The organism is Corynebacterium aurimucosum ATCC 700975 (assembly GCF_000022905.1).
GTDB classification, from domain to species: Bacteria; Actinomycetota; Actinomycetes; order Mycobacteriales; family Mycobacteriaceae; genus Corynebacterium; species Corynebacterium aurimucosum_F.
Map to the genome: position 1 here is coordinate 76,221 of NC_012590.1, position 23,062 is coordinate 99,282.

At 59.3% G+C, this 23,062-nt stretch carries 20 protein-coding genes; 12 read left to right on the forward strand and 8 right to left on the reverse strand.

Annotated features, from left to right (window positions below; genetic code table 11):
• Positions 1 to 87: 87 nt before the first annotated feature.
• Both CAURI_RS00540 and CAURI_RS00545 read left to right on the forward strand, forming a co-directional pair.
• On the forward strand, positions 88 to 657 hold the full coding sequence (locus CAURI_RS00540; RefSeq protein ID WP_010188269.1) for an LOG family protein: 570 nt from the start codon (positions 88 to 90) through the stop codon (positions 655 to 657).
• Positions 658 to 727: 70 nt separating this feature from the next.
• Positions 728 to 2,389, forward strand: coding sequence for a DUF885 domain-containing protein (locus CAURI_RS00545; protein ID WP_010188270.1), 1,662 nt, complete (start codon positions 728 to 730; stop codon positions 2,387 to 2,389).
• Between the two features lie 83 nt (positions 2,390 to 2,472).
• Here the strand turns inward: CAURI_RS00545 and CAURI_RS00550 are convergent, their stop codons facing one another.
• Positions 2,473 to 3,519, reverse strand: coding sequence for an AbrB family transcriptional regulator (locus CAURI_RS00550; RefSeq protein ID WP_420805225.1), 1,047 nt, complete (start codon positions 3,517 to 3,519; stop codon positions 2,473 to 2,475).
• Between the two features lie 16 nt (positions 3,520 to 3,535).
• Between CAURI_RS00550 and CAURI_RS00555 the strand changes: the two genes are divergently transcribed.
• Positions 3,536 to 4,312 carry a TSUP family transporter gene (locus tag CAURI_RS00555; RefSeq protein WP_420805241.1) on the forward strand — a complete coding sequence of 259 codons (777 nt, stop codon included), beginning with the start codon at positions 3,536 to 3,538 and terminating at the stop codon, positions 4,310 to 4,312.
• Here the strand turns inward: CAURI_RS00555 and CAURI_RS00560 are convergent.
• Together CAURI_RS00560 and CAURI_RS00565 are read right to left on the reverse strand one after the other, a co-directional pair.
• Positions 4,309 to 6,498, reverse strand: a complete 2,190-nt coding sequence (locus tag CAURI_RS00560) for an ATP-dependent RNA helicase (protein ID WP_010188273.1) — start codon at positions 6,496 to 6,498, stop codon at positions 4,309 to 4,311. The two genes, CAURI_RS00555 and CAURI_RS00560, sit on opposite strands and share 4 nt — an antisense overlap.
• A complete protein-coding gene (locus CAURI_RS00565; protein ID WP_010188274.1) occupies positions 6,491 to 7,114 on the reverse strand; it encodes a sugar O-acetyltransferase in 624 nt (207 codons plus the stop codon). Before CAURI_RS00565 ends, CAURI_RS00560 begins: the two co-directional genes overlap by 8 nt.
• A 99-nt stretch (positions 7,115 to 7,213) precedes the next feature.
• Here CAURI_RS00565 and CAURI_RS13490 point away from each other — a divergent pair, with 99 nt between their 5' ends.
• Positions 7,214 to 7,750 (forward strand): NADPH-dependent FMN reductase, encoded by a 537-nt coding sequence (locus CAURI_RS13490; protein ID WP_010188275.1) that lies wholly within the window; start codon positions 7,214 to 7,216, stop codon positions 7,748 to 7,750.
• A 5-nt stretch (positions 7,751 to 7,755) separates the two neighbouring features.
• Positions 7,756 to 8,448, forward strand: coding sequence for an SDR family oxidoreductase (locus CAURI_RS00575; protein WP_029158895.1), 693 nt, complete (start codon positions 7,756 to 7,758; stop codon positions 8,446 to 8,448).
• 47 nt (positions 8,449 to 8,495) lie between these two features.
• On the opposite strand, the gene CAURI_RS00580 is transcribed toward CAURI_RS00575, so the two are convergent.
• Both CAURI_RS00580 and betT read right to left on the reverse strand, forming a co-directional pair.
• Positions 8,496 to 10,073 carry an aldehyde dehydrogenase family protein gene (locus CAURI_RS00580; protein ID WP_010188277.1) on the reverse strand — a complete coding sequence of 526 codons (1,578 nt, stop codon included), beginning with the start codon at positions 10,071 to 10,073 and terminating at the stop codon, positions 8,496 to 8,498.
• Between the two features lie 45 nt (positions 10,074 to 10,118).
• Complete coding sequence (gene betT / locus CAURI_RS00585) at positions 10,119 to 12,368, reverse strand: choline BCCT transporter BetT (protein ID WP_010188278.1); 2,250 nt, start codon at positions 12,366 to 12,368, stop codon at positions 10,119 to 10,121.
• A gap of 331 nt (positions 12,369 to 12,699) precedes the next feature.
• On the opposite strand from betT, the gene betA reads away from it, so the two are divergent.
• From betA to CAURI_RS13495, 5 genes are all read left to right on the forward strand, one after another.
• A complete protein-coding gene (gene betA, locus CAURI_RS00590) occupies positions 12,700 to 14,475 on the forward strand; it encodes a choline dehydrogenase (RefSeq protein WP_010188279.1) in 1,776 nt (591 codons plus the stop codon).
• A gap of 152 nt (positions 14,476 to 14,627) precedes the next feature.
• Entirely contained in the window at positions 14,628 to 15,275 is a 648-nt protein-coding gene (locus CAURI_RS00595) for a LysE family translocator (protein WP_012714740.1), read from the forward strand.
• Positions 15,276 to 15,294: 19 nt separating this feature from the next.
• Positions 15,295 to 15,573, forward strand: a complete 279-nt coding sequence (locus CAURI_RS00600; RefSeq protein ID WP_029158896.1) for an RNA-binding S4 domain-containing protein — start codon at positions 15,295 to 15,297, stop codon at positions 15,571 to 15,573.
• Complete coding sequence (locus CAURI_RS00605) at positions 15,573 to 16,277, forward strand: VOC family protein (RefSeq protein WP_010188283.1); 705 nt, start codon at positions 15,573 to 15,575, stop codon at positions 16,275 to 16,277. Before CAURI_RS00600 ends, CAURI_RS00605 begins: the two co-directional genes overlap by 1 nt.
• Entirely contained in the window at positions 16,249 to 16,548 is a 300-nt protein-coding gene (locus CAURI_RS13495) for an MGMT family protein (RefSeq protein WP_010188284.1), read from the forward strand. Before CAURI_RS00605 ends, CAURI_RS13495 begins: the two co-directional genes overlap by 29 nt.
• Positions 16,549 to 16,592: 44 nt before the next feature.
• On the opposite strand, the gene CAURI_RS00610 is transcribed toward CAURI_RS13495, so the two are convergent.
• The gene (locus CAURI_RS00610) at positions 16,593 to 17,603 is read right to left on the reverse strand and encodes an HNH endonuclease signature motif containing protein (RefSeq protein ID WP_010188287.1); all 1,011 of its coding nucleotides are present in this window, start codon (positions 17,601 to 17,603) and stop codon (positions 16,593 to 16,595) included.
• A gap of 844 nt (positions 17,604 to 18,447) precedes the next feature.
• Between CAURI_RS00610 and CAURI_RS00620 the strand changes: the two genes are divergently transcribed.
• A protein-coding gene (locus CAURI_RS00620) for an IS3 family transposase (protein ID WP_157860598.1) occupies positions 18,448 to 19,664 on the forward strand; the annotation gives its coding sequence in 2 pieces (ribosomal slippage) (positions 18,448 to 18,709 and positions 18,709 to 19,664; 1,218 coding nt in all).
• Between the two features lie 104 nt (positions 19,665 to 19,768).
• Here the strand turns inward: CAURI_RS00620 and CAURI_RS00625 are convergent.
• Positions 19,769 to 20,611, reverse strand: a complete 843-nt coding sequence (locus CAURI_RS00625) for a PrsW family intramembrane metalloprotease (RefSeq protein ID WP_010188296.1) — start codon at positions 20,609 to 20,611, stop codon at positions 19,769 to 19,771.
• Positions 20,608 to 21,099 (reverse strand): hypothetical protein, encoded by a 492-nt coding sequence (locus CAURI_RS00630; protein ID WP_012714742.1) that lies wholly within the window; start codon positions 21,097 to 21,099, stop codon positions 20,608 to 20,610. The genes CAURI_RS00625 and CAURI_RS00630 overlap by 4 nt, the downstream gene beginning before the upstream one ends.
• Before the next feature lie 42 nt (positions 21,100 to 21,141).
• Here CAURI_RS00630 and CAURI_RS00635 point away from each other — a divergent pair, with 42 nt between their 5' ends.
• Entirely contained in the window at positions 21,142 to 23,058 is a 1,917-nt protein-coding gene (locus tag CAURI_RS00635; RefSeq protein ID WP_010188300.1) for a M13 family metallopeptidase, read from the forward strand.
• The last annotated feature ends 4 nt before the right edge of the window (positions 23,059 to 23,062 follow it).

Here is a 23,062-nt window from a genome sequence, read left to right on the forward strand (position 1 = left end):
TAAATTCACCAGACCGCATTGTCTAATAGAAATTAGGATTCAGTAGACATCATGGTCTAGAAATGCGCCTGCGATAGAGTGATACCCATGGATTCTGTTGCTGTGTACTGCGGCTCCGCCGCCGGAAACTCTGAGGCCTATAGCCAAGCCGCGCACCATTTGGGGGAGGAGCTCGCGCGCCGAAACCTCACCCTGGTCTATGGCGGTGGTGACGTAGGCCTGATGGGTATCGTTGCGGACTCCTGCCTTGCCGCCGGCGGAACCGTCATTGGAGTAATCCCGCGCCAGCTCGTCGATTACGAGCTTTCCCACCAGCGGGTAACCCAGCTCGAGGTGGTCGACACCATGGCCCAGCGCAAGACGCGCATGGAGGAGCTCGCCGATGCCTTCGTGTGCCTGCCGGGTGGCGTGGGGACCTTGGAGGAGCTCACCGAGGTCCTCACCTTGCAGCAGTTGGGGAACATCGATGGCCCGGTGGGACTCGTAGACGTGAACGGCTACTGGCAGCCGTTTACAAAAATGTACTCCGCAATGGTGCAGGAGGGGTTTGTTCAAAAACGCTTCCTCGATGCGCTCGTGGTCAATGCCGATCCAGCTGAAGTGCTGAACGAATTCGCATCCTGGGTGAGCCCGGGTAGCAAGTGGAGCAACAATTAGCTAACAACCTGGTAAATAAGGCGGCGCCGGGTTGGCCCAAAGCCCCAGATCTTCGTTAGACTTCGCCCTTATGAGTTTTGACCAGAACGCAGAGCGCCAGCCTTCGCTGCTGGACGCGTCGTGCGATAACTTCGTCCACGACCTCGCGCAGCTCACGCCCACCGATGCCACCGCGTGGGGAATCCCCGGCTTCGATGGGGAGCTGGAGGATTTCTCCCCGGAGTACTACTCCTCCGTGGCGGATCGCACCCGTGAGATGATGGCGGATCTCGATGCACTCGATGACACCACCGACGAATCCGACGATGACGACGATTTCGACGAGGTGGACTACGTCACCGCCGCCGTCCTGCGCGACCGTCTCTGCCTGGATCTTGACCTGCACCATGCTGGTGAGGACATCCGTTGTCTTAACAACATTGCCTCGCCGGTGCAGACCATCCGCGACACCCTGATGCTCATGCCGAAGGACACCCCGGAACAGCTCGACGCCCTGCGCTCGCGCCTGTCGAAGGTGTCGGCCTCCCTCAACGGCTACAAGGAGTCCCTCACCGAGGCGGCGTCGCGTGGCATGGTGGCCCCGCAGCGTCAGATCTCCGATGTCTTCGTGCAATGCGAGCGGCTTGCCGACGCCGGCTCCATGCTCGAGGATCTCGGCGTCGAGGGCCCCGAGGTGGACGCCGCCAAGGAAGCCTTCGGTGAATTCGCCGATTGGCTCTCCAACGAGCTGCAGCCGCAGGCCCCATCCCAGGACGCGGTGGGACGCGAGCGCTACGAGCGCTTTTCCAAGCTTTTCGTCGGTGACACCGTGGACCTCGACGAAGCCTATGAGTGGGGCCTGGACCAGGTGCGCTCCATCAAGGCGGAGCAAGAAAAAATCGCCCACGAGCTCTATGGCTCCGACGTGACGGTCCGCGCCGCGATGCGCAAGCTCAACGAGGAGGAGCGCTACCAGCTCCACGGCACCGACGCGCTGGTGGAGTGGATGCAGTCCACTGCGGACCGCGTCATCAAGGACCTCGATGGCACCGCCTTCGACATTCCGGAGGCCGCTAAAGAGATCGAGTGCTGCATCGACCCGGCAGGCACCGGCGGCATCTTCTACACCTCGCCGTCTGATGACTTCTCCCGACCCGGCCGCATGTGGTGGTCCGTGCCGGCTGGTCAGGAGCTTTTCCACACCTGGCAGGAGCTCACAACCGTCCACCATGAGGGCGCGCCGGGCCACCACCTGCAGATTGGTGCGGCGCTGACGCAGCCGGATCTTAACCTCTGGCGCCGTGCGGTGACGTGGAACTCCGGCCACGGCGAAGGCTGGGCCCTGTACGCGGAAGCGCTCATGGCGGAGCTGGGCTACATGGATGATCCGGGCTTCCGCATGGGGCTTCTCGACGCCCAACGTTTCCGCGCCGCCCGCGTCGTGGTGGACATCGGACTCCACTTGGGTAAGCCCTTGCCGGACTGCACCGCGTCTGGTGTCTGGGACAAGTCCCACGTCAAGACCTTCATGCGTGAGAACACCGCGATGGATGACGCGAACCTTTCCTTCGAGGTCACCCGTTACCTGGGCTGGCCGGGCCAGGCACCGTCTTATGCCTTGGGCCAGCGCCTGTGGCAGCAGACCCGCGACGCCGCAGTTGAACAAGGGATGGACGTACGTGACTTCCACTCCCAGGCGTTGGCCCTAGGCTCGGTGCCGATGTCGATCCTGCGTGAGACAATTCTGGACTAAAAACCCAGGTCGCTTCTTAGACTCTTGGATTTATCCACACCTCACTCTTGGATTTATCCACTAGTGACTCTGTGATTTATCCACTATCGGCGGAATAGCCCCAGAATCTGCGGCAGGTAGCCGGCGATGACGAGCACGATGATGAGTCGGATTATCTGCACGGCCACCACGGCTGGTCCCGCCCCTCCTTCTGCGGACAGCGCGAGAACCGTCTCCAGCGCGCCGGGCGAGGTGGCGAGGTAAGCCTCAAAGTAGGTGATGTCCAGCCATGCGGTCAATGGCAGGGCGGTCAGCGCACACACGCCGATGACCACGACAATGAAGAGGATCGTCGCGGGCAGCTGCTTGGCGAAGGCCCGCAAGGCTGGCACGGAAAGCCCGCCACCGCAGACCCAGCCGATGGACATGAAAGCCATGATCTTGAACACGTAGAGCGGCTCCAAAGTGTGGCCGGCTGGGATAACCTGCGCGACAAGCACCGTCAAGATGAGCGGACCTAGCACCGCAGCCGCAGGCAAACGCACGAGCTTGCCTAGCTTCTCACCAACCACGGCGATAGCGAGGGTCAGCAGCACAACCCACCACGTGACCTCGCCGTCAACGCTCATGTCAACGCCTTCGCCCGCAGGAGCATCTAATAAAGAAACCACCAAAGGGAGCGATACCGACACCGTCAGAAGGCGCAGGTATTGCGTCAGCGCCACGTAGCGGTAGTCCGCACCCAGCTCGCTAGCCAGCGCGGGCATGAGCGAGGCCCCGCCGGGCAGCATGGATAAAATGCCCGTCTCCCAGGAAATATCCTTCGGCTGCGAGCGGTGTAGCAGAACACCGCCGGCGACACCGATAAGCACGGTGATAAGGGACATCGTCACCGCAGCCGGCACAAAGCCAATGAGGGTGGAGGCAGGCACAAGGGTCAGCGGTATGCCCGCCATCATTCCGATGAAACCGCGAGCGACAGCATAGAAGCGATCGTTGACGGAAAGCTCCTTGCCCGTCGTCAGTGCCATGGCGCCGGAGACCACGATGGCGCCTAGAATCCAGGCGGCGGGCACGTGCAGGTAGCTGAATACTGCCCCGAGAGCCACAGATCCCGGGACAACGATGGCCCACCTTGCACGCACAGACATGCAATCGAGTTTAATGATGGTCATGGGCTTTGGATTGAGTGGTTGGGCGATTCTCACTATTGGAGCTGCCGTGGCCGGATGGATCGACGCCGTTATTGGTGGCGGCGGCCTCGTCCTTATTCCGCTCATCATGGCGGTGGCACCGCAGCTTGCTCCCGCCGCCGCCCTAGCCACAAACAAGGTGGCGGCGGTATCTGGCACAGCGTCAGCGGCCATTACGCTCGTCAAGAAAGTCCGCCCGCCGAAGGGCGAGCTCATCCGTATGGGCCTTATCGCCCTCCTATGCTCCGGGCTCGGCGCCACAGCAGCCGCACTCATGGACAAGGACGTCATGCGGCCGGTCATCATCGTGCTCATGGTGGCAGTCGGCCTCTTCGTGGCCTTTCGCCCAGACTTTGGCAGCGGCGAAGGAAACGGTATCCGCGGCGGCTGGCGCACGTGGGCGGGGTTAGCCGCTGTAGCAGCCATTGCTTTCTACGACGGCATCTTTGGTCCCGGCACCGGTATGTTCCTCATCATGGCTTTCACCGCCATCTTTTCCCAGAACTTCCTTACCTCCGCCGCGATGTCCAAAGTGGTCAACACGTGCACCAACGTTGGCGCGCTCGTGGTCTTCATCGTGGGCGGGCACGTGGTATGGGGCCTAGCACTCGTTCTCGCAGCAGCAAATATCATTGGCGCGCAGCTGGGTGCGCGAACAGTGCTCGGCGGCGGTGCGAAGCTCATCCGTTATGCGCTCCTTACTCTCGTCGTGGTGATGAGCGTGTACCTGGCCTGGCAGCAGTGGGGTTAAAGCCTGTTCTTCGTCTTTGCGGTTGCTACCGCATTCCACGGATCCTCCGGCCACGGGTGCTTGGGATAGCGCCCGCGCATGTCGGCGCGCACCCCGGCATAGGGCCCAGACCAGAAGCTCGCCAGATCATCGGTGACGGCGAGCGGCCGCCCGGCGGGAGACAGTAGATGGAATTGCACGCGGTGGCCGCAGTATTCGGGGGACTCCGCTAACCCGAAACACTCCTGCAGCTTGATGGAGACCACGGGGCGCTCGCCGGACCAATCGATCCGCGCAGCACGCCCGGACGGTACCGGCAGTCGCTCCGGTGCGAGCTCGTCCAAGCGGCTAGCTTCGGGCCAGGGGAGCAGGCGCTGCAGCGCCGGGTACATGTCTGGGCGCTTCCCAGCAGCCAACTCATGCAGCTCCGGCTCCAGCCAGCTCAGATCATCGCCGTCCACGTCCGGCCATGGCTCACCGTATGCAGCGTGTAAGTGCCGCATACGTTCCCGCAGGTTCTGGGCCTTGTCGCTGAAGTGAAACAGGTTTAAACCCTGTCCGGAGTTGCGGAGTGCCTCCACCGCCTCATCACCGGAGACCTTCACGGGGGTTTCTGACAACACGATGGCGCCTGCCGCACGCACGCGCACGCCGCGCACCGTGGGGCCGTCGAGAAAAGCTCGGGTTTCCTCCGTGACGCCGATGATGTCGAGCGCGTCCTTCTCCGCGATGGGCACTGCTTCCCGAATGATGGCGTTTCCAGATTGCGCCAACGACACCTCTGCCACAGCCAACCAGCCGTGACCATCCTCGAAAAACCGCGCACGGGTACCACTCGCTAACAAGTACTCCTTGTCGCCCACGCGTTTGGCCACGAACTCCGGGAAGGCGCTAGCGACCACCACGCCTGGGTCCACCGGGCCCTTGTTGGGCACCAGGCGGGCCAGACGCTTCGGGTCCGAATCATCCAGGCGGGCAATCGTGCGTGCTGCCCCCGCACCGTACTTCAACAGTGCCGCGCCCCATCGCGGGTGCGTCGGCAGCAGCGCCAGCTCTTCGCCAGCGTTGAGCAGATCTAGGGTGCGGTGGGCGTCGGCAAGCGCGGCCTTCGGCGGTTGATCAAGCAAGGGGAAGTCCGGCCCCGCGCCCCAACAATCCATGAACAGCGCCGCCTGCGTGAGGTCCGCGGAAAGGATTTCTGGAATCACGTGCGGAGAAAAGTGCTGGTAGTCCTCCTGTGAATAGCAGCGGATGACGGTACCGGGCCCCTCACGTCCGGCACGTCCGGCGCGTTGATCGGCGCTGCTTTTCGACGTCGACACCGTCACCAACCCACTCATCCCGCGCTGCGCATCCCGCTTGGGCACGCGGGACAACCCGGCATCGATGACGGTGCGTACACCCGGCACGGTCAGTGAAGATTCTGCGATGGACGTCGCTACCACGATGCGCTGCTCTCTGGTGTAGAGCGCAGCGTCCTGCTCCTGCGTGGTCTGGCGGCCGTGGAGCGGAAAAACGTTGTGGCCGCTCAAGGCATCACACACCAGGTTGACCTCGCGCACGCCCGGCACAAAGACCAGCGTGGATTCGTGCTGTCGCGCGGCGACCTTGGCCACGCCTTTCCAAAAGTCTCGATCTCCCGCAGCGCGCCCCGGAATCGGTTCATAGGAAATGTCGAGCGGGTACGTTACGGCCTCGGTCGAATGGATGGGCGCATTCCCCATGAGCTGGGAGAAGCGGGTGGCGTCGACAGTCGCGGACATGGCAATAACCCGAAAATCATCGCGGAGCTGCGCCAACTCTAAGCACATACCGAGTACGAGGTCAGTATCGAGCTGGCGCTCGTGGACCTCGTCGATGGCCACGGCGGAAATCCCTTCAAGCTCCGGATCCCGCAGCAAGCGGCGCAACAGAACGCCGGGGGTAACGAATTCAACGTCCTGACCCTTCCGGGAATCACCGCGCACCGCATAGCCGATGCGCTGGCCTGACAACTCCTGCAAGCGGTTGGCCGCAGCGCGCACCGCCACGCGGCGTGGTGCGGTAACGAGGACCTTTCCCTCCACCTGGTTAGCCAACGCCGGTGGAATAAGCGTGGTCTTACCCGTGCCGGGCGGAGCCTGGACGACGACGTGGCCGTCCGAAGGAAGCGAATCAATGGTCTCTAGGACGGGAAGCCCCTTGCCGATCGCCTTGAGATCAAACATCGAGATCCTGGCGCTCCCACCTATTCTCGTTGTCCTCCAGCGTGCGCACCACACGACCTGGCTGGCCCAGCACCAGTGACTTATCTGGGATATCTGTGGTGATCAGCGTGTTCGCGCCAACGACGCAATCCTCGCCGATTGTCACGCCAGGCAGGACCGTGACGTTGGCGCCGAACCACGTGTTGCGTCCGACGCTAATGGGCTTCGCAATCTCCCAACCGTCCGCCCGCATCTCATGATCGTTGACAGGATGCCCTACGGTAATGAGCGAGCAATTCGGTCCGATCATGACGTGATCTCCGAGGGTTACAGGCGCCTGCGCCAGGATCGTCGCACCAAAGTTGATGAAGACGCCTTTTCCGATGGTTACATTGCAGCCATACTCCAAGTTGAGCGGCGCGTGCAGCCCGGGAACCTCGGACTCGGGCGATAACAGCGCACGCAGGATCTCCTTCGCGCGCTCTGGGTTGGTGTTGTGCAGCTCATTGAGCTCCTTGACCAGCAGGAAGCCGCGGCGATGTTCGGCGCTGACGTCCTCGTTGACGCCGGGCATGAACCACTGCCCGCTGGTCATGCGTTCAAAGGATCCGTGATCCGCCAAGTTCTCCTGTGACATGGCAAAAGGATAAACATGTAGAGCAGAAATGTCGATTGCGTCGACATATCGGCGTACCCTCAGACGTTGACGTGTTAACAAATCATGAAAGGCATCTTTATGGCGAAAATCGGCATCATCCTCGGCTCTACCCGCGACGACCGCGCCGGGCTGGCCATCGCCCAGTGGGTCACCGACCTCGCTCAGGGCCGCGACGTGGACTACGAGCTCATTGATCTGAAGGCCTTCGACGTTCCGATCCTCACCTCCTCCGTTGTTCCCATGGCGGCAAACAAAAACTATGAGGACCCGAATGTGCAGGCCTGGTCCGAAGCCATCGATTCCTGCGATGCCTTTATCTTCGTCACCCCGGAGTACAACCACTCCGTGCCGGGGGCCTTCAAGAACGCCGTCGATTCCCTCGGCGCTGAATGGGTAGCCAAGCCGATTGCTTACGTGGGCTACAGCTTCAGCGGCGGTATCCGCGCGGTTGAGGCATGGCGCCTCATCATGGCGAACTTCTCTATGAAGCAGCTGCGCACCCAGCTGGATATCTCGCTGAATACCGACATGAAGGATGGCACCTTCACCCCGGCCGACTTCAAGGCCGGGATCGTCGAAAACATCTGCGCAGAGCTCGAAGAAGCCCTATTCTAAGGCGCATGGAAAAAGTAGCAGTCGTTACAGGAGCGTCTTCGGGGATTGGGGAGGCGTCGGCAAGAGCGTTGGCGGCTGACGGCTGGCATGTCGTCGTCGGCGCGCGGCGCGTGGAGCGCCTTGAGGCTCTCGCGAACGACATCGGCGGCGAGGCATATGCCCTCGACGTCACCTCGGACGAATCCGTAGCCGAATTCGTTTCCCACCTCGACCGCGTTGACCTCTTGGTCAACAACGCCGGTGGCGCAAAGGGCCTGGAGCCCCTCGTGGATACCACCATTGAGGATTGGCAGTGGATGTACGAGGTCAACGTCCTTGGCACCGTCCGCATGATCCAGACTCTGATGCCGAAGCTGCGGGGCGGGCTCATTATCAATATGGGCTCCGTTGCCGGGTGGAACGTCTACGAGGGCGGTTCCGGCTACAACGCCGCCAAACATGGCGTGCGCGTGATTTCTCGTGCACTGCGTATTGAGGAGCACGGCGTTCGCGTTACCGAACTTGACCCGGGCCGTGTAGCCACGGAGGAGTTTTCCCTCAATCGTTTTCGGGGCGACGCCAAACGCGCCGCACAGGTTTATGACGGCGAGCTCAACCTCACCGCAGAAGACATCGCTGAGGCAGTGCGTTGGGTGGCGTCCCTGCCGGAGCACGTCAATATTGACACCATGACTATTAAGCCGCGTACGCAAAGCTAAGACCCCGGTGTGAGGCCCTGCGGGGCCTCAACGGCGTCCGGGACGTGTTACTGCAGGCCGAATTGGTCCCACGCCGCCGGGGACAGGTTCTGGTACACGTGCTTGTGCTCTTGGTACTCGGCAAGGCCAGTGGGACCAAGCTCGCGGCCGTTGCCGGACTGCTTGTAACCACCCCACTCTGCCTGCGGCAAGTACGGGTGGAAGTCGTTGATCCAAATGGTGCCGTGGCGCAGGGCGCGAGCAACGCGCTCGGCGCGACCAGCGTCGGTAGTAAAGACTGCGCCTGCCAGACCGTATTCGGTGTCATTCGCGATGGCGATGGCCTCATCCTCGGTGGTGAAGGTCTCGATGGTCACGGTGGGGCCAAAGGCCTCGTCGTGGACACAGTCCATCTCGCGGGTTGCACCATCAATGATGGTTGGCAAATAGTACACGCCTGCGCCCAAATCGGTATTACCGGTGCCGTGCTGGCCGTTGGTGTCCTCGCTGGTGGCAATGCGGCCTCCGGTGAGAATTTTGGCACCCTGCTCACGTGCCTTGTCTACGTAGGCAGCTACCTTGTCGCGGTGCTCGGCGGAGATGAGTGGGCCGGTCTCGGCCTTCTCATCGGTTGGGCCGCCGATCTTGATGTTGTTGGCACGCTCTACGAGCGCGTTAACGAACCTATCGTGGAGGGACTCCTCGACGATGATGCGTGAACCTGCAGAACAAACCTGGCCAGAGTGGAAGAAGGCACCATTGAGGGCGTTGTCAACGGCGACGTCGAAGTTGGCATCGGCAAAGATCACGTTCGGGTTCTTACCGCCGAGCTCCAGCGCGGTGCGTTTGACAGTCTCAGCAGCATTCTTGGCGATGATCTTGCCGGTGACTAAGCCACCGGTAAAGGAGACCATATCTACGTCTGGGTGCTTGGATAGCGGGTTGCCGCAGTTAGCGCCCGCGCCGGTGATGAGGTTGCCGACGCCGTCTGGCAGGCCGCATTCCTTGAGGGCAGTCATGAGCAGCATGGCGGTATGCGGGGTGAGCTCCGCCTGCTTAAGGACGAAGGTATTGCCAGCAGCCAGTGCCGGGGCCACCTTCCAGGACACCTGGAGCAGCGGGTAGTTCCACGGCGTTATGAGGCCGCAGACGCCAACCGGCTCAGCATCGATGCGGGAGCGAATATTCGAGTCACCCGGATCGACCACGCGGCCGGCTTGGTGCTGGGCCAGGGTTCCGAAGAACTCGAAGGCGTTGGCGATGTCATCCATATCGCCCAAGGATTCCTCGTAACGTTTGCCGGTGTCGGCGGACTCTGCCTGAGCGAAGAGCTCCTTGTGCTCGCGGATGAAATCAGCGACGCGGATGACCAGCTTGCCGCGCTCGGCGGCCGGGGTAGTGGCCCACTCGCCCTTGTCAAAGGTCTCACGGGCTACCTTGATAGCGCGTTCGGTGTCCTCGTCGGAAGCCTCAGAGACGAGGCCGACGGTGGTGCCGTCGGCTGGGCAGATGATGGTTCGGGTGTCGCCATTTTGGGCAGCTTCCCATTGGCCATTAATGAAAAGGGATTTGGGTGCGCCGTCGGCATGTACGCCCTTCAGTAGTTCGGTCTGGGTGGGGTCGAACAATGTGTTCTGGGTGCTCAAGTGAAAAGCAACCTTTCTTTCATAGAGGCTTATAGATTTGCCAGCTTAGCTATCTTCGCGCCACGTGCGCTCAGGCTCGGCGCCATCGGAGACATCGGATTCGCCAGGTTGAGTCTGCTGCATGTAGAGAAACGCCAGGTGACGCTCGTAGAGATCTAGGACGTTATTGATAATTTGGTTCTCGGAGTAGCCGTAGACGTCATACCCCAGTGAACCGGTCATGTCATAGACCTCAAGGCGGTAGTACTCGTCTTCCCCGCCCTCGATGAAGTCTGGCCGCTCGGCGGCGACTGGGAAGAGCTGGTAACGGAACTTACGTTCGTTGTGCAGGCGAACCTCGAGATCAAGCTGTGGCAGTTCGACGTCGGGAAGCTCGCTGGTGAGCAAGATGGCGTCGTAGCCGCGGGTGCGCATGTGCGTGGCCACCTGCTCAAGAGCATAGGTAGCGGTATCGCGCAGGTAGGTGTCCATCTCTTTCTTAGAAGGGAAGGTGTTGGCGCGATCCAAGCGGTTTTTCCACCGGTTGGAATCGGCAGGTTCGCGCTCGGTGCGACTAGAGATGACGCCGTGCAGGGCGGTGCTCCGGGCATCGGCCTGAATGCTTTCTAGGCGCAAGGACTTCCACAGCGAGAACATGATGAGATACACCACGAACGCAAAGGGCAGACCCATCACCACGGTGGCGGACTGAACGGTCGCGATGCCGTCGATCTGCAGCAAGGCTAAGGTCAGCGCGCCGACGGTGACAGACCAGAAGATGCGTAGCCACCGGGAACCATCCTGCCGGTTATCAGTAATGCGGGAGGTGAAGTTAGACATCACCAAGGCGCCGGAATCAGCTGAGGTGATGTAGAGCAGCAGACCAATGAAGGTGGTCAAGAAGATGACGATGGTAGAGCCCGGGAACTCCTGCAACATGTCGTAGAACCCCTGTTCGGGAACGTTAATCGCGTTTTCTGCGAACTCGGGGTAGTCACCAGAGCGAACCATGTCCAGTGCGGTGTTGCCGAAGAAGGACATCCACATCAAGATGAACAGGAAGGGGAAGGTGAGGGTGCCGAAGATGAACTGACGCAGGGTACGGCCGCGAGAAATGCGGGCGAGGAAGAGACCGACGAAGGTTGCCCATGCAATCCACCAGGCCCAGAAAAATAGGGTCCAGGCCTGCATCCAGGCATCGGTGCTGGCTTGGTCTTCGGCAAAGGCGAAGGTCTCCAAGGTCCAGGAGGGGAACTTGGACACGTAGTCACCGATGTTGGTCACGATGGCGTCGAAGAGGTAGGCGGTCTTCCCGAAGACAACTATGTAGATCATTAGCGCAATGGCTAGGTATACGTTGAGCTCAGACAGGAAGCGGATGCCTTTATCCACGCCAGATACGGCCGACAGGGTCGCAATCGTGATGGCGATGATAATGAGCGCGGCCTGGAGGCCGAATCCCTGCTCGAAGCCGAAAATGAGGTGAATGCCGTAAGAAAGCTGAACCACGCCGATGCCGAGGGACGCAGTGACACCGAAGACGGTACCTAGCATGGCGGCAACGTCTACCGCGGAGCCGATGGGGCCGTGCACGCGTTTTCCGATGAGTGGGTACAGCGCCGAGCGAATGGCTAGCGGCATGTTCAGACGATAAGCAAAGTAGCCGAAGGCCATGCCCATCAGCGCGTACAGCGCCCAGCCGGTCAGGCCGTAGTGGAACATAGCGTAAACCACTGCTTCTTTCGCAGCCTCCATGGTTTCGCCTTCGCCCACCGGTGGTGCCATGTACATGGTGACGGGTTCCGCGACGGCAAAGAACATGAGGTCTACGCCGATGCCGGCGGCAAAGAGCATGGACACCCAGGAGAAGGTGTTGAACTTCGGGCGTGAGTGATCCGGCCCTAGGCGAATGTTGCCAGCCTTGGATAGGGCTACATACAGGACAAAGACCACGGCGATGGTGGCGGTGAGTACGTAGAACCAGCCGAGGTTGTTTCCGATCCATCCGGTTACCCCGGCCAAAGTCTCCGCTGCGGATTCTCGGCCGAATCCGGCATAGAGCACCATGGCGATGATGAGTAGGCCCGATATAGCGAATACTGGCCAGTTGGTCTTGGGTACAGGGACTTCGCCCGCACCCACGTCATCGCCGGTTTCTGCTTTGTAGCTGCCGACGAGGGCTCGTACCTGATAGCGCGGGATGCGCCGCTTGGTTCCTTTGGTTTGAGTGGGGGTGTCACTGGCCTGCGTGGCGAGCGAGTTGCTCTCGTGCGCCGTGGAAGGCTCCCCAGAGTCGAGAGGGCCGTGTTTAGCCATCTACTTCTCCTATCGTTGGTTGATTTATGCCGAGTCTCTTAGCTGCTGGGCCCTTAATTGCTCACAAGATCCTTGAGGGATAGATGAGTGAAATGAATCATATTTGGGTAGCTATGCGGTCGAGACTTCGGATTTCATCTCCTCAGACGTCCATCCGAACAACGCAAATATACCTTAATCTGGGAAAATCTCCACCGGATGTGTACGCTGGGGGAGCGGCCCTGCGAAAGAAGCGAGGTGAATAATTGCAGATCGCTGTATAAATTACAGTTGATCCACTCGCGGAGCGTGGCACGGAAATGCGATACGAATCACGGAAAGAAGGGGATTTATGGGTATCTTGAACAAGTTGACCAAGAAGCGTTCTGCGAAGAAGGTCACCGATGAAGTATGCGACGTGGTTGTCGTTGGCGGAGGTTCTGCAGGCTCCGTCATCGCTGCGCGCCTGACCGAGGATAAAGACATCCGCGTGCTGGTCCTTGAGGCAGGCCGCCCGGATTCCCTCTGGGACCTTTTCATCCATATGCCCTCTGCCTTCTCTTTCCCGATTGGCGCGAAGAACTACGACTGGATGTATGAGTCTGATCCCGAACCGGAGATGAATGGCCGTCGTGTTTACCACGCTCGCGGAAAGGTCCTCGGTGGTTCCTCTTCTATTAACGGCATGATTTTCCAGCGCGGTAACCCCATGGACTACGAAAAATGGGGCATGAACCCGGGCATGGAGAAGTGGGACTTCGCCCACTGCCTGCCGTACTTCAATCGCATGGAGACTGCCGCTGCGGCGGAGCCGAATGATCCGCGGCGCGGTCATGAAGGCCCGCTGTATCTTTCCCGCGGTCCGGCTACGTCTGAACTCTTCCAGGCATTGTTCAAGTCTGTTCAAGAAGCTGGCTATAACCTCACCAACGATGTCAATGGCTATCGCCAAGAGGGCTTCGCCCCGTTCGATCGCAACATTAAAAACGGCAAGCGCTGGTCGGCTGCCCGTGCTTACCTTTACCCGAATCAGAAGCGCGAAAACCTGGAGATCCGCACCCGCGCTTTCACTACCAAGGTGCTCTTCGAGGGCCAGAAGGCCGTTGGCGTCGAGTACGAGTGGCAAGGCGGCGTCCACCGTGTATACGCCGAGAAGGTTGTTCTTTCTGCCGGCGCTATCAATACCCCGCAACTGCTTGAGGTCTCCGGCATCGGTGACCGTGAGCTTCTGAAGAAGCACGGCATCGACGTCGTCAAGCACTTGCCTGGTGTGGGTGAGAACCTGCAGGACCACCTTGAGGTCTACATCCAGTACGAAACCACCAAGTCCACGGCGTCTTCCCAGCCGTACCTGGATAAGTGGCGCTGGCCGTTCATGGGCTTGCAGTGGCTGCTGAACAAGAAGGGGCCTGTTGCCACCTCCCATTTCGAAGGTGGTGGCTTCGTGCGTTCCAACGAGAACGAGGATTACCCGAACCTCATGTTCCACTTCCTGCCCATGGCCGTGCGTTACGACGGTCAGAAGGCAGATGTGAAGCACGGTTTCCAGTGGCATGTGGGCCCGATGTTCTCCGATACTAAGGGCCATGTTCACATTAAGAGCGCCGATATCCACGAGAAGCCGTCCATCCTCTTCAACTACCTGAAGACTGACCAGGACCGCCGCGAGTGGGTCGAGGCCGTGCGCGTTGCCCGCTCCCTGCTGGACACTAAAGCTATGGAGGAGGTTGGTGCTCGCGAGTTCAGTCCGGGCCCAGACGTTCAGACTGATGAAGAAATCTTGGAGTGGGTCCGTAACGATGGCGAAACCGCGCTGCACCCCTCTTGTACCGCCAAGATGGGGGCTGAGTCCGATCCGATGGCCGTGGTTAACCCGGACACCATGGGTGTGTGGGGCGTTGAAGGCCTCTATGTCGCTGATGCCTCCGTCTTCCCGTCTGTTACGAACGGTAATATTTATGCCCCAACGATGATGGTGGGCGAGAAAGCTGCCGACCTTATTGCTGGCCGCACCCCACTCGCACCGAACAACGCCAAGTGGTACAAGGCCAAAACTGATATGCCGCTCTACGCTGAGGGCGAGGCCGTGCGAGATCACAAGCATTCCATAAAGGGTGCTGACCACTAATTTAGCCTTGTGCTACATCCTCTAAGCGCTGTACTGCCGCCAGTACAGCGCTTATTGTGTCGAAGGGGCCAGGTTACCTGTTTCGCTGCAGGTGAGACGCCTCTTATAATGGCATGCGTTAGTAATAATGCATGTGAGTATGGGGGTGTTAGGTGGCATTCAGTGCCATAGTGGCCTTGATGGGTGTATGGTTCGCGGCGATGGCCTCGCCGGGACCAGACGTGGTGCAGATTATTCGTTTGGGCGCACGCTCCACGCGCGCGGCGGTGTGGGCGGCAATAGGCAGTACAACTGGCTTGATGATCTGGACCGTTGCTTCGCTGGCGGGGCTTACCGCACTGATTTCGGCCCATCCTGAAATCCTTGTGGCGCTGCAGGTTGCCGGCGGTAGCTATCTGCTGTGGATGGCATTTTCTGCAATAAGCAGCGGCATTAAAGAGCGCCGCGCACCGGCAACTATGAATCCCCAACCGCGCGGGTTCACTCCGGACGGCATCATCAGACTCGGCACGGCGTACCGCATGGGGCTCGTCAGCGATCTTTCTAATCCCAAGGTGCTCATCTTCTTCGGCGCTATCTTCGCCAACTTCATCGATCCGGGCATGGGCTTAAGCGCCAATGCCACGGTGGGCTCCGTTCTGATCGTGGAAAGCCTCATTATTTTTGTAGGCGTTGCGCTGTGTACTCGTGCGGTGTCGAAGTGGATGGCGAAGAACTCCGCCAGTGTCGATATCTTTAGTGGCATAGTGTTTGCCCTGCTTGGCGTCATCATTCTGGCAGAGGGAATTCTTGCGCTTTGAGCTGGGTATGCTGGTCAACATGCTAGAAGTCTCAATTAGGGGAGAATCCATTAAGCTCGGCCAGTTCCTCAAACTGGCCTCCTTGGTCGCCACCGGGGGAGAAGCCAAAGAACTCATCGAGCAGGGCCAGGTCACCGTCAATGGGGAAGTCACTAAGCAGCGCGGTGCAACGCTCGCGCTTGGCGACGTCATCTGCGTCTCCGACACCTGCGCCCGCGTCGTCGAAGACGACGACGATTATTTTGATGAGGCCACCGCCGATGATGACTTCGACCCGGAGAAGTGGAGGAACCTTTAATGCCTGCATTTGAAGCTGAAGTAGGAATGCCCTACTGGATTACTCTGGCCAGCTCTGATGTGAAAGCCTCCGAGAAGTTTTACTCGGCGGTGCTTGGCTGGGAATTCGAAGACGGCATTGCCCGGCTGCAGGGCCTTCCCATCGCAGAAATTGTTCCGGGCCAGGACACCTGGGCTACCTATTTCCTCTCCCGCGACTTGGAAGCCGATTGCGCCCGGGTTGAACAACTCGGCGGAAAAATCCTCGCTTTAGGTGCCCCGCTGGCGCTCGTACTCGACAAGTCCGGTGCCATGTTTGGTTTGACGCAGCCGGAGCTCGACCGCTTCGTCGCTGGTGGTGAGCCTGGTACTCCGGTGTGGCACGAGCTGACGGTTTCAGAGGATTTCCACTCAGCGATGGACTTTTATGGTGAGCTCTTCGACTGGGAAATCCGTGGTGATGAGCACTACGCAGTCGCAGAAGAAGAAGGTGCTGCCTTCGCAGGATTTTGGCACGCGGAAGGTCTGCCGAGTTTTTGGCAAACCTACCTGGGCGTGCGGGACATTGACCAGGCAGCGAAGGCTGTGGTGGATAACGGCGGAAAGATCATTCGTGAGCCCCACGATTCCCCATTCGGCCGCCTCTGCCTGATCGAAGATTCCACCGGTGCCGCGCTCACCTTGTGTGAGGTTGAGGATGCCCCCGAAGAACCCATCGAGCTCTAGGGTTACGGAGGTCGTTCTCCGCATTCCGCCTGGCAACGTCTCCACCTACGGAGAGATCGCCAAAGTGGTGGGGGTCGGCGCGCGGTATGTGGGCTGGGTGATGTCGAAAAGCGCCGGCTTGCCCTGGTGGCGGGTGGTCAACAGCACTGGCCGCGCCCATACCTCAGCCGCCCAAGTCCATTGGGAAGAAGAAGGTGTCCCGCATCGCGGCGACCGCGTGGTCCTCTCAGAGTGTGGGCTGGATGCAGCGGATCTACAACATCTCGCATAATCCGAGTGGCAATGTTGTCCGTCGTTTTAAACGACGGACCTTTCTTAGAAGGGGATCTCCTCTCCGCCTTCAGATTCCTTGTTCTCTGCCTTTTCTGTGTGTGCGTGGTGTACGGCTTCTTGTTGTTCTTTGTCTAGCTCAGTTTTAAGTTCTTGGGCTTCACGGTGTTTCCGGGCGCGGAAGCCCTCAATATCTTGTGCCACACTTCGCGCCCAACGCTTATTTTTAGGGGCTAGTGGCCCGGAAGGTTCGGTGATTGCCCACGTTCCATCCTCAAAAAGCCAGACCACATCGCCGGTATCCGGGTCCAGAATATAAAAGGCCCGTCCGTCGGTCTTCATGTTGTGGTGATGCTGGCATAACGCGACCATGTTGTCTGGGTGCGTTGGCCCACCATCGGTGTAGTTAATACGGTGGTCCAACTGGCATAGCCACGCAGGCATTCCGCAGCCAGCTGCACGACAGGTGCCATCGCGGCCTTCAACGTATTTGCGCACCATCGTGCTTGGTCCGTAACTTTTGGAGGCCTCCGGCTTGGTGCTCAAATCCCTTTTTGTTACCGCTCGTGCGGGGATATTGCCGGCCTGCCAGCCATGACCTTCTACATATACTGGTGCATCCTCGACGTCATTAGCTTGATAGGTGTGGAGTACTACTCGGGCAGCTTCTGGCTCCACCTTTCCAGTGATGAGGAGGATGAGTGCCTCGGCCATAGAAACCTCATGCTTTTCCGCCGCTGCCTTAATAGCCTCATGAATAATGACCCCGACACTGCTGTCAACCTCTAGTTCGATGGTGGCGCGCTGGGCGCGGGTGAGTATGGAATACCGGTTCTTCGGGCGTGTATCTTCCACCGCGATGGAGTCATCATGAACCTTGACGAGATCACGCATGCGGCGGCGAATCTGTGACGTGGTGGGAAACGCCTGATTGGGCTTCGTAGGAGTAAACCAACGGGCCAACGAAGTATCAATGGAAGCCACTACCTCTGCGGAAGGTTGGCCCAGCTTAGCCATGACCTGGTCGATGGCAATCAAGGCAGGTAGGTCCAGCAAATAACAAGTATCTTGCAGGGCTTTGAGCTGGGGGAGTTCTCTAAGGCGGTAAATCCCCATGACTATGCGAGCAACTGCTCCGGCCGTTTTGCCGGTCTTTAACCCAAGGCGCATGCACGCTGTGTCTGAATCTTCGTCCAAGGCAGGAAGAACACTAGACCAGAACTCGTAGTCTGCTTGGCGTATGTCCTTGCCTCTCATACATACTGGGTCGTTCGGATTGGAATGAGAAAAATAGGAAACAACAACGTCTGAAGTGGAAGACACTTCAACCCCCCTACTGTTGGTCGAGTTACTGCGAAGGGACGAACCCCACCGTTCGAAACCCTTTTCGAAATAAGAGCTTATTCGGTATATCTGGGAAAGTCCATACCGCGGATAGAAGTTGTGATTAAAGGGTTAAATGGGAAAATTGATGTTCTGCGCTCTGCGTGGGTTAAGTGCCGGATAAAACAAACATTCGAGATCCCTGATGGGGGTTAGGGTGTCAAATCTCCAATCAGGACTGTTAAAGCTGTGACTTGAGGCAACCTATACAAGTGTTTAAGTCCTGCTCCTTTATTGTTGGCCTTGTCCTGGCGGCCGTCACCGCGCCTTCTGCCCAGGCACTGACCTTCGATCCTGGAAAAGTCCCACGGCGGCGACGGAGGATCTCAGTGCGGATGTTCTCGGTGCAGTGGAGGTTGCACCACAGGTGCCAGGCTTGCCGACGCCCCTACAGGACGCGCGATAGAGCGTGTGCGGAACTAAAGCGGGCTGTGCCGAGCTCTTCGCAGGCATGCTTTGAGGTTACCCTCGTTTAGTGGACACCCTATTTGTACGGATCTTGTGTCCGTAAGAGAGGATGTTCATTGTGAGTCAACAGCGCAAGAAGTACACGCCTGAGTACCGGCGTGAAGCCGCGAACCTGGTAATCGAGTCAGAGCGCCCGATTGCCCATGTGGCTAAAGAGATTGGTGTTTCCGCCGGGCTTTTAGGCCGGTGGGTCAAACTAGAGCGTGAACGCCGAGGAGCCTCGGATGGGATGAGTGAGGCTGATCTTCGTGCTGAGAATGCTCGTCTGCGCCGTGAGTTGGCGGAAGCCAAGATGGATAACGAGTTTTTGTCAAAAGCGACAGCCTTCTTCGCCGCGAAGCAACGCGAGCAGAAAAGTTCGAACTAATGCAGCAGGAGAAGGCGAACTACAGCATCAAGCGCATGGCACGACTATTAAAAGTATCTCGGTCTGGATACTACAAATGGGCCCATGTGCAGCAGAAACGACTATCCGGAAAGGATGATCGGGCAGCATTTTACGATGATGTTGACCGTAAGATTCATCAGATTTGGAAAGACTCTGATGAGGTTTATGGTGCTCCGCGGATCACCGCAGAGCTCGCCGAGCGCTACCGCATTTCGCTTAACCGTAAGACTGTGGCGAAGCGGATGCGCATGATGGGCATTGAAGGGATTTCACCGCGTGCCTTTGTCCCGGTGACTACAATCCAAGCCAAGCGTAAGTCGAGTCTTCCTGACCTGGTCAAGCGCATGTTTGATACTGGTGAGCTCAACCGGGTGTGGATGTCGGATATTACCTACCTTCGCACCGGTGAGGGCTGGCTGTATTTGTGCGCGGTCCGCGATGGTCATTCCCGCAGGGTATTGGGCTGGGCTATGGATAGCGTGCAAGACACAAGTTTGGTCGAACGGGCCCTGCGGATGGCGCATACACTGCGCGGTGATGTTCCTGATGGGCTGGTGTTTCACGCTGACCGCGGAACGCAATTTACCAGTGAGAAGCTCTGGGAGGTCTGCAGCAGACTGGGCATTGCTCAGTCTGTGGGGCGTACTGGTGTGTGCTTCGATAACGCGATGGCTGAGTCGTTCTGGTCGACGCTAAAGACTGAATTCTACGACCGTAAGCGCTGGGCGAGCCGTGATGCTGCACGCAAGGCTGTTGCCTACTGGATTGAAGTCGTCTACAACCGTCGGCGCCGGCACTCTGCACTCGGAATGGTCAGCCCCGTCGACTTCGAGAACCACGCCGGCGCAATCAACAGCAGAAAAGAAATAGCTGCCTAACCACTAGGTAGCTCCACTACGTGTCCACGATTTGCGGGCAACCCCAGCTTAGCGTAGCCATTGTGAAAATAGCTGTGAGTGAGTACAGGGGCACCTCTACTAAATCACTGCAGGCTAGTAGCGCCGGGTGAGTGTGAGTAGGTATCGTCCGTCTTAGCCAGACGGTGGGCCCGAATCCCTAGAGTGATGACGGCGGGGTAGAGGATGAGTGCGACGACGACATACTGCGTGACCAACTGCCACGTCTCATCCCACATGTAGTTCCACGCGAAGTGGAGACAGAAGGAAACAAAGAGCGCGCCCACACCTACGCCGAGACGCCACCACCAGGTTTTATGGGCAGCGTAAATGGCCCAACCGATGCCGAAGCCCGCAATGGCCGTCAGTGACATGTGCAGGCCTGGTCCCGCCACGAGGCGGAGCCCCCACATCTGCAGCATGCCAATCCAATCAGAGGTCGGGTGCATCACGGCACCGAGAGAGGCGTAGAGGACGTTTTCAAAGACATCGAAAGCCCAACCTATGAGTGCGCCAACGAGAAAGCCGTGCCAGGGTCGGTTGAGTTGGCGGAAGCTGAGCAACACAAAGACCACGCCCAGCGCCTTGGCGAACTCCTCCGGATAAGCGCCGGACCAGGACATCATGGATTCCTCCCAGCCCACTCCTTTGGTGAGGGAGGTGAACGGAAGCGCGGAGAGGAGAGCCAAAGACACCGCGGTGCCGGCTCCCCACAACACGCTGGCTGTGGCCCAGCCCTTGGCCGGTGACGCCCACATTGGGCTGAGATGCCACAGGTATAGGCCTAGTGCGGTGAAGGCTAGCCCGATGAGCAGGCTTATCAGGCCCGGCAGCGGGGCAACGATAAAGGAACCCAGCAGATTGATCAGAGCTGCGGGTAGGCACACGCCAATGAAGACCCACAGCGTCACGCGGAAAATCTTGCTCACTTGAAGGCCTCCATAAACTGATCGGCGAGTTCCTCTGGGTTGCCCTCTGAGAAGATGAGCTCATAGTTGAGGTTGTCCTTGGCCACGCTGAAGGCAACGACGGGGATATATGTATACGTTCGCAGGACGAGGATTCCGTCGTGGTTTTCTACTTCTTCTTTCGGCATCGACCCGAAGGTCGTGGCGCGCACCGCGCGGCGCAGGGCCAGTTCATCATCGTCGACATCAGAGGTGAGGTAGGCCTCGACCAAGGTATCGCCGCAATCCCAGGCTTGGTTGGCCACGGATTCGTAGTTCACGCTGCACTCGACGCCGTCGATAGGCTGGCGCCACTCCGGATCATCGAGGACAACCGGCTCTATTTCCGGCTCGTGCTCCGGTAGCGCCAAGCTGAGGACGGCGGGCGTGCCCAGCACGAGGAGCGTGGCCCCAAGCACAGCGAAAAACGGTCCCGTCATCCTCGCTGGCGGGAAACGATAAGAAGTCATGCACACCACACTAACGTGCGCATCTGACATAGAGTGAAGTGCATGAAGGATCTGTATCAGTTTGTTAATGGCCCTTGGATTGAGTCTCACGTTATTCCCGATGACCGCGGTGTCGACGGCACTTTTCACGCGCTTCGCGACGAAGCCGAGGTGCTCGTCCACGACATCGTTAAGGAAGACACGGGCCGCCCAGGGATCGTGTATTCCTCCCACATGGACGTTGAAGGAGTTAATGCTGCGGGAACGGCGCCGCTTTCCGAGGATTTGGACAAGTTGGTGGCAGCAGACCCGGAGGAGCTGGCTCATAACTTGGGTGTGCTGGAGCGCGAGGGCGTCGGCGCCCCGGTCACCTTCTGGGTAGAAAAGGACTCCGGCTCCGAGGAGGCGGTGGCCTACATTATTCAATCTGGTTTGGGCCTGCCGGATGAGGCTTATTACCGCGAGGAGGCCCACGCGGAGACGCTCGCTGACTATGAGAAGCACGTTGCGGCGATGCTGGGATTCTTAGACCCCGCCCGCCTCTTCGGGCTGGGTGCGGATGCGGCCGCAAAGCGCATCGTGAATCTTGAAAAGGAAATCGCGGCCGGCCACTGGGATGTCGTGGCCTCGCGTGATGCGGTGAAGACGTATAACCCGGTGGACGTCGCCAAGCTGCCCAGCATCACCCGCGCCATCCTGCAAGGTGGGGGACTGCCCGAGCACCGTGCGGTGGCTATGATGCCGTCTTATTTTGAGCACCTCGAGGGCCTGTTTACTGCTGGCCGCATGGCGGATTGGCAGCTGTGGGCGACGTGGCGCATTCTGCTCTCTCGCGCGCCCTACCTCACCGAGGAGATTGGTAAGAAGAACTTCGAGTTCTACGGCACCAAGCTTTCTGGCGCCACGGAGCAGCGTGATCGCTGGAAGCGCGCCGTGGGCTTAGCGGAAAACATGGTGGGACAGGAGATTGGCAAGGTCTTCGTGGACAAGCACTTCCCGCCCTCCTCGAAGTCCGAGATGGATGAGCTGGTGGAGTACCTTACCGCCGCTTATCGTGAGAGGATTTCGCAGCTGGAGTGGATGACCCCGGCTACCCGCGAGCGCGCGCTGGAGAAGCTCTCCCAGTTCAAAGCTAAAATCGGCTATCCGGATACCTGGCGCGACTATTCTGACCTGGAGTTTTCGCCGAAGGGTGCGGACTTGGTGGCCAATGTGCGCGCGGGTAATGCGTGGAATCACGATTATGAATTGGCCAAGATTGGCAAGCCGGCGGACCGCGATGAATGGTTCGCAACCCCGCAGACGGTCAATGCTTTTTATAATCCAGTGGTCAATGACATCACCTTCCCGGCAGCGATTCTGCGCCCGCCGTTCTACAACCCTGAGGCGGACGCGGCGGAGAACTTCGGCGCTATCGGTGCGGTGATTGGCCACGAGATTGGCCACGGATTTGATGACCAGGGCTCGCAGTACGACGGCCAGGGCAACCTCAACTCCTGGTGGACGGATGAGGACCGCGCGGCCTTCGAGAAGCTGACCGCGAAGCTGGTGGACCAGTTCCAGGGCCAGGTGCCGAAGGTGCTGGAAGGCACCGATTCCGCGGGCGTCAACGGCAGCTTCACCCTGGGCGAGAACATCGGTGACCTGGGTGGATTGGGCATTGCCGTGGTGGCCTACAAGAACTACTGTGCCGACAAGGGCCTGGACATCAACGGTCAGGTAGCACCGTTCGAGGCCGAGGGCGCTGAGCCGGAATTGGCAGAGCACGAGTACACGGGTCTGCAGCGCTTCTTCCTGGCGTGGGCGCGCGTGTGGCGCACTGCCATTCGTCCGGAGATGGCCACGCAGTACCTGGCCATTGACCCGCACTCGCCGGCGGAGTTCCGCTGCAACATCATCGCGGAAAACATTGACGAGTTCTACGAGGCTTTTGATGTCGAGGGTGGTCTTGCACCGGAGGAGCGCGTCATCATCTGGTAGTACC

Bases quoted from the DNA above. Each gene is read 5' to 3' on its own strand.
- CAURI_RS00635 (WP_010188300.1), top strand. From the start codon at position 21,142: ATGAAGGATCTGTATCAGTTTGTTAATGGCCCTTGGATTGAGTCTCAC.
- CAURI_RS00545 (WP_010188270.1), top strand. From the start codon at position 728: ATGAGTTTTGACCAGAACGCAGAGCGCCAGCCTTCGCTGCTGGACGCG.
- betA (WP_010188279.1), top strand. From the start codon at position 12,700: ATGGGTATCTTGAACAAGTTGACCAAGAAGCGTTCTGCGAAGAAGGTC.
- betT (WP_010188278.1), bottom strand. From the start codon at position 12,368: ATGGCTAAACACGGCCCTCTCGACTCTGGGGAGCCTTCCACGGCGCAC.
- CAURI_RS00550 (WP_420805225.1), bottom strand. From the start codon at position 3,519: ATGTCTGTGCGTGCAAGGTGGGCCATCGTTGTCCCGGGATCTGTGGCT.
- CAURI_RS00630 (WP_012714742.1), bottom strand. From the start codon at position 21,099: ATGACTTCTTATCGTTTCCCGCCAGCGAGGATGACGGGACCGTTTTTC.
- CAURI_RS00560 (WP_010188273.1), bottom strand. From the start codon at position 6,498: ATGTTTGATCTCAAGGCGATCGGCAAGGGGCTTCCCGTCCTAGAGACC.
- CAURI_RS00575 (WP_029158895.1), top strand. From the start codon at position 7,756: ATGGAAAAAGTAGCAGTCGTTACAGGAGCGTCTTCGGGGATTGGGGAG.
- CAURI_RS13490 (WP_010188275.1), top strand. From the start codon at position 7,214: ATGGCGAAAATCGGCATCATCCTCGGCTCTACCCGCGACGACCGCGCC.
- CAURI_RS00555 (WP_420805241.1), top strand. From the start codon at position 3,536: ATGGTCATGGGCTTTGGATTGAGTGGTTGGGCGATTCTCACTATTGGA.
- CAURI_RS00600 (WP_029158896.1), top strand. From the start codon at position 15,295: ATGCTAGAAGTCTCAATTAGGGGAGAATCCATTAAGCTCGGCCAGTTC.
- CAURI_RS00540 (WP_010188269.1), top strand. From the start codon at position 88: ATGGATTCTGTTGCTGTGTACTGCGGCTCCGCCGCCGGAAACTCTGAG.
- CAURI_RS13495 (WP_010188284.1), top strand. From the start codon at position 16,249: ATGCCCCCGAAGAACCCATCGAGCTCTAGGGTTACGGAGGTCGTTCTC.
- CAURI_RS00605 (WP_010188283.1), top strand. From the start codon at position 15,573: ATGCCTGCATTTGAAGCTGAAGTAGGAATGCCCTACTGGATTACTCTG.
- CAURI_RS00565 (WP_010188274.1), bottom strand. From the start codon at position 7,114: ATGTCACAGGAGAACTTGGCGGATCACGGATCCTTTGAACGCATGACC.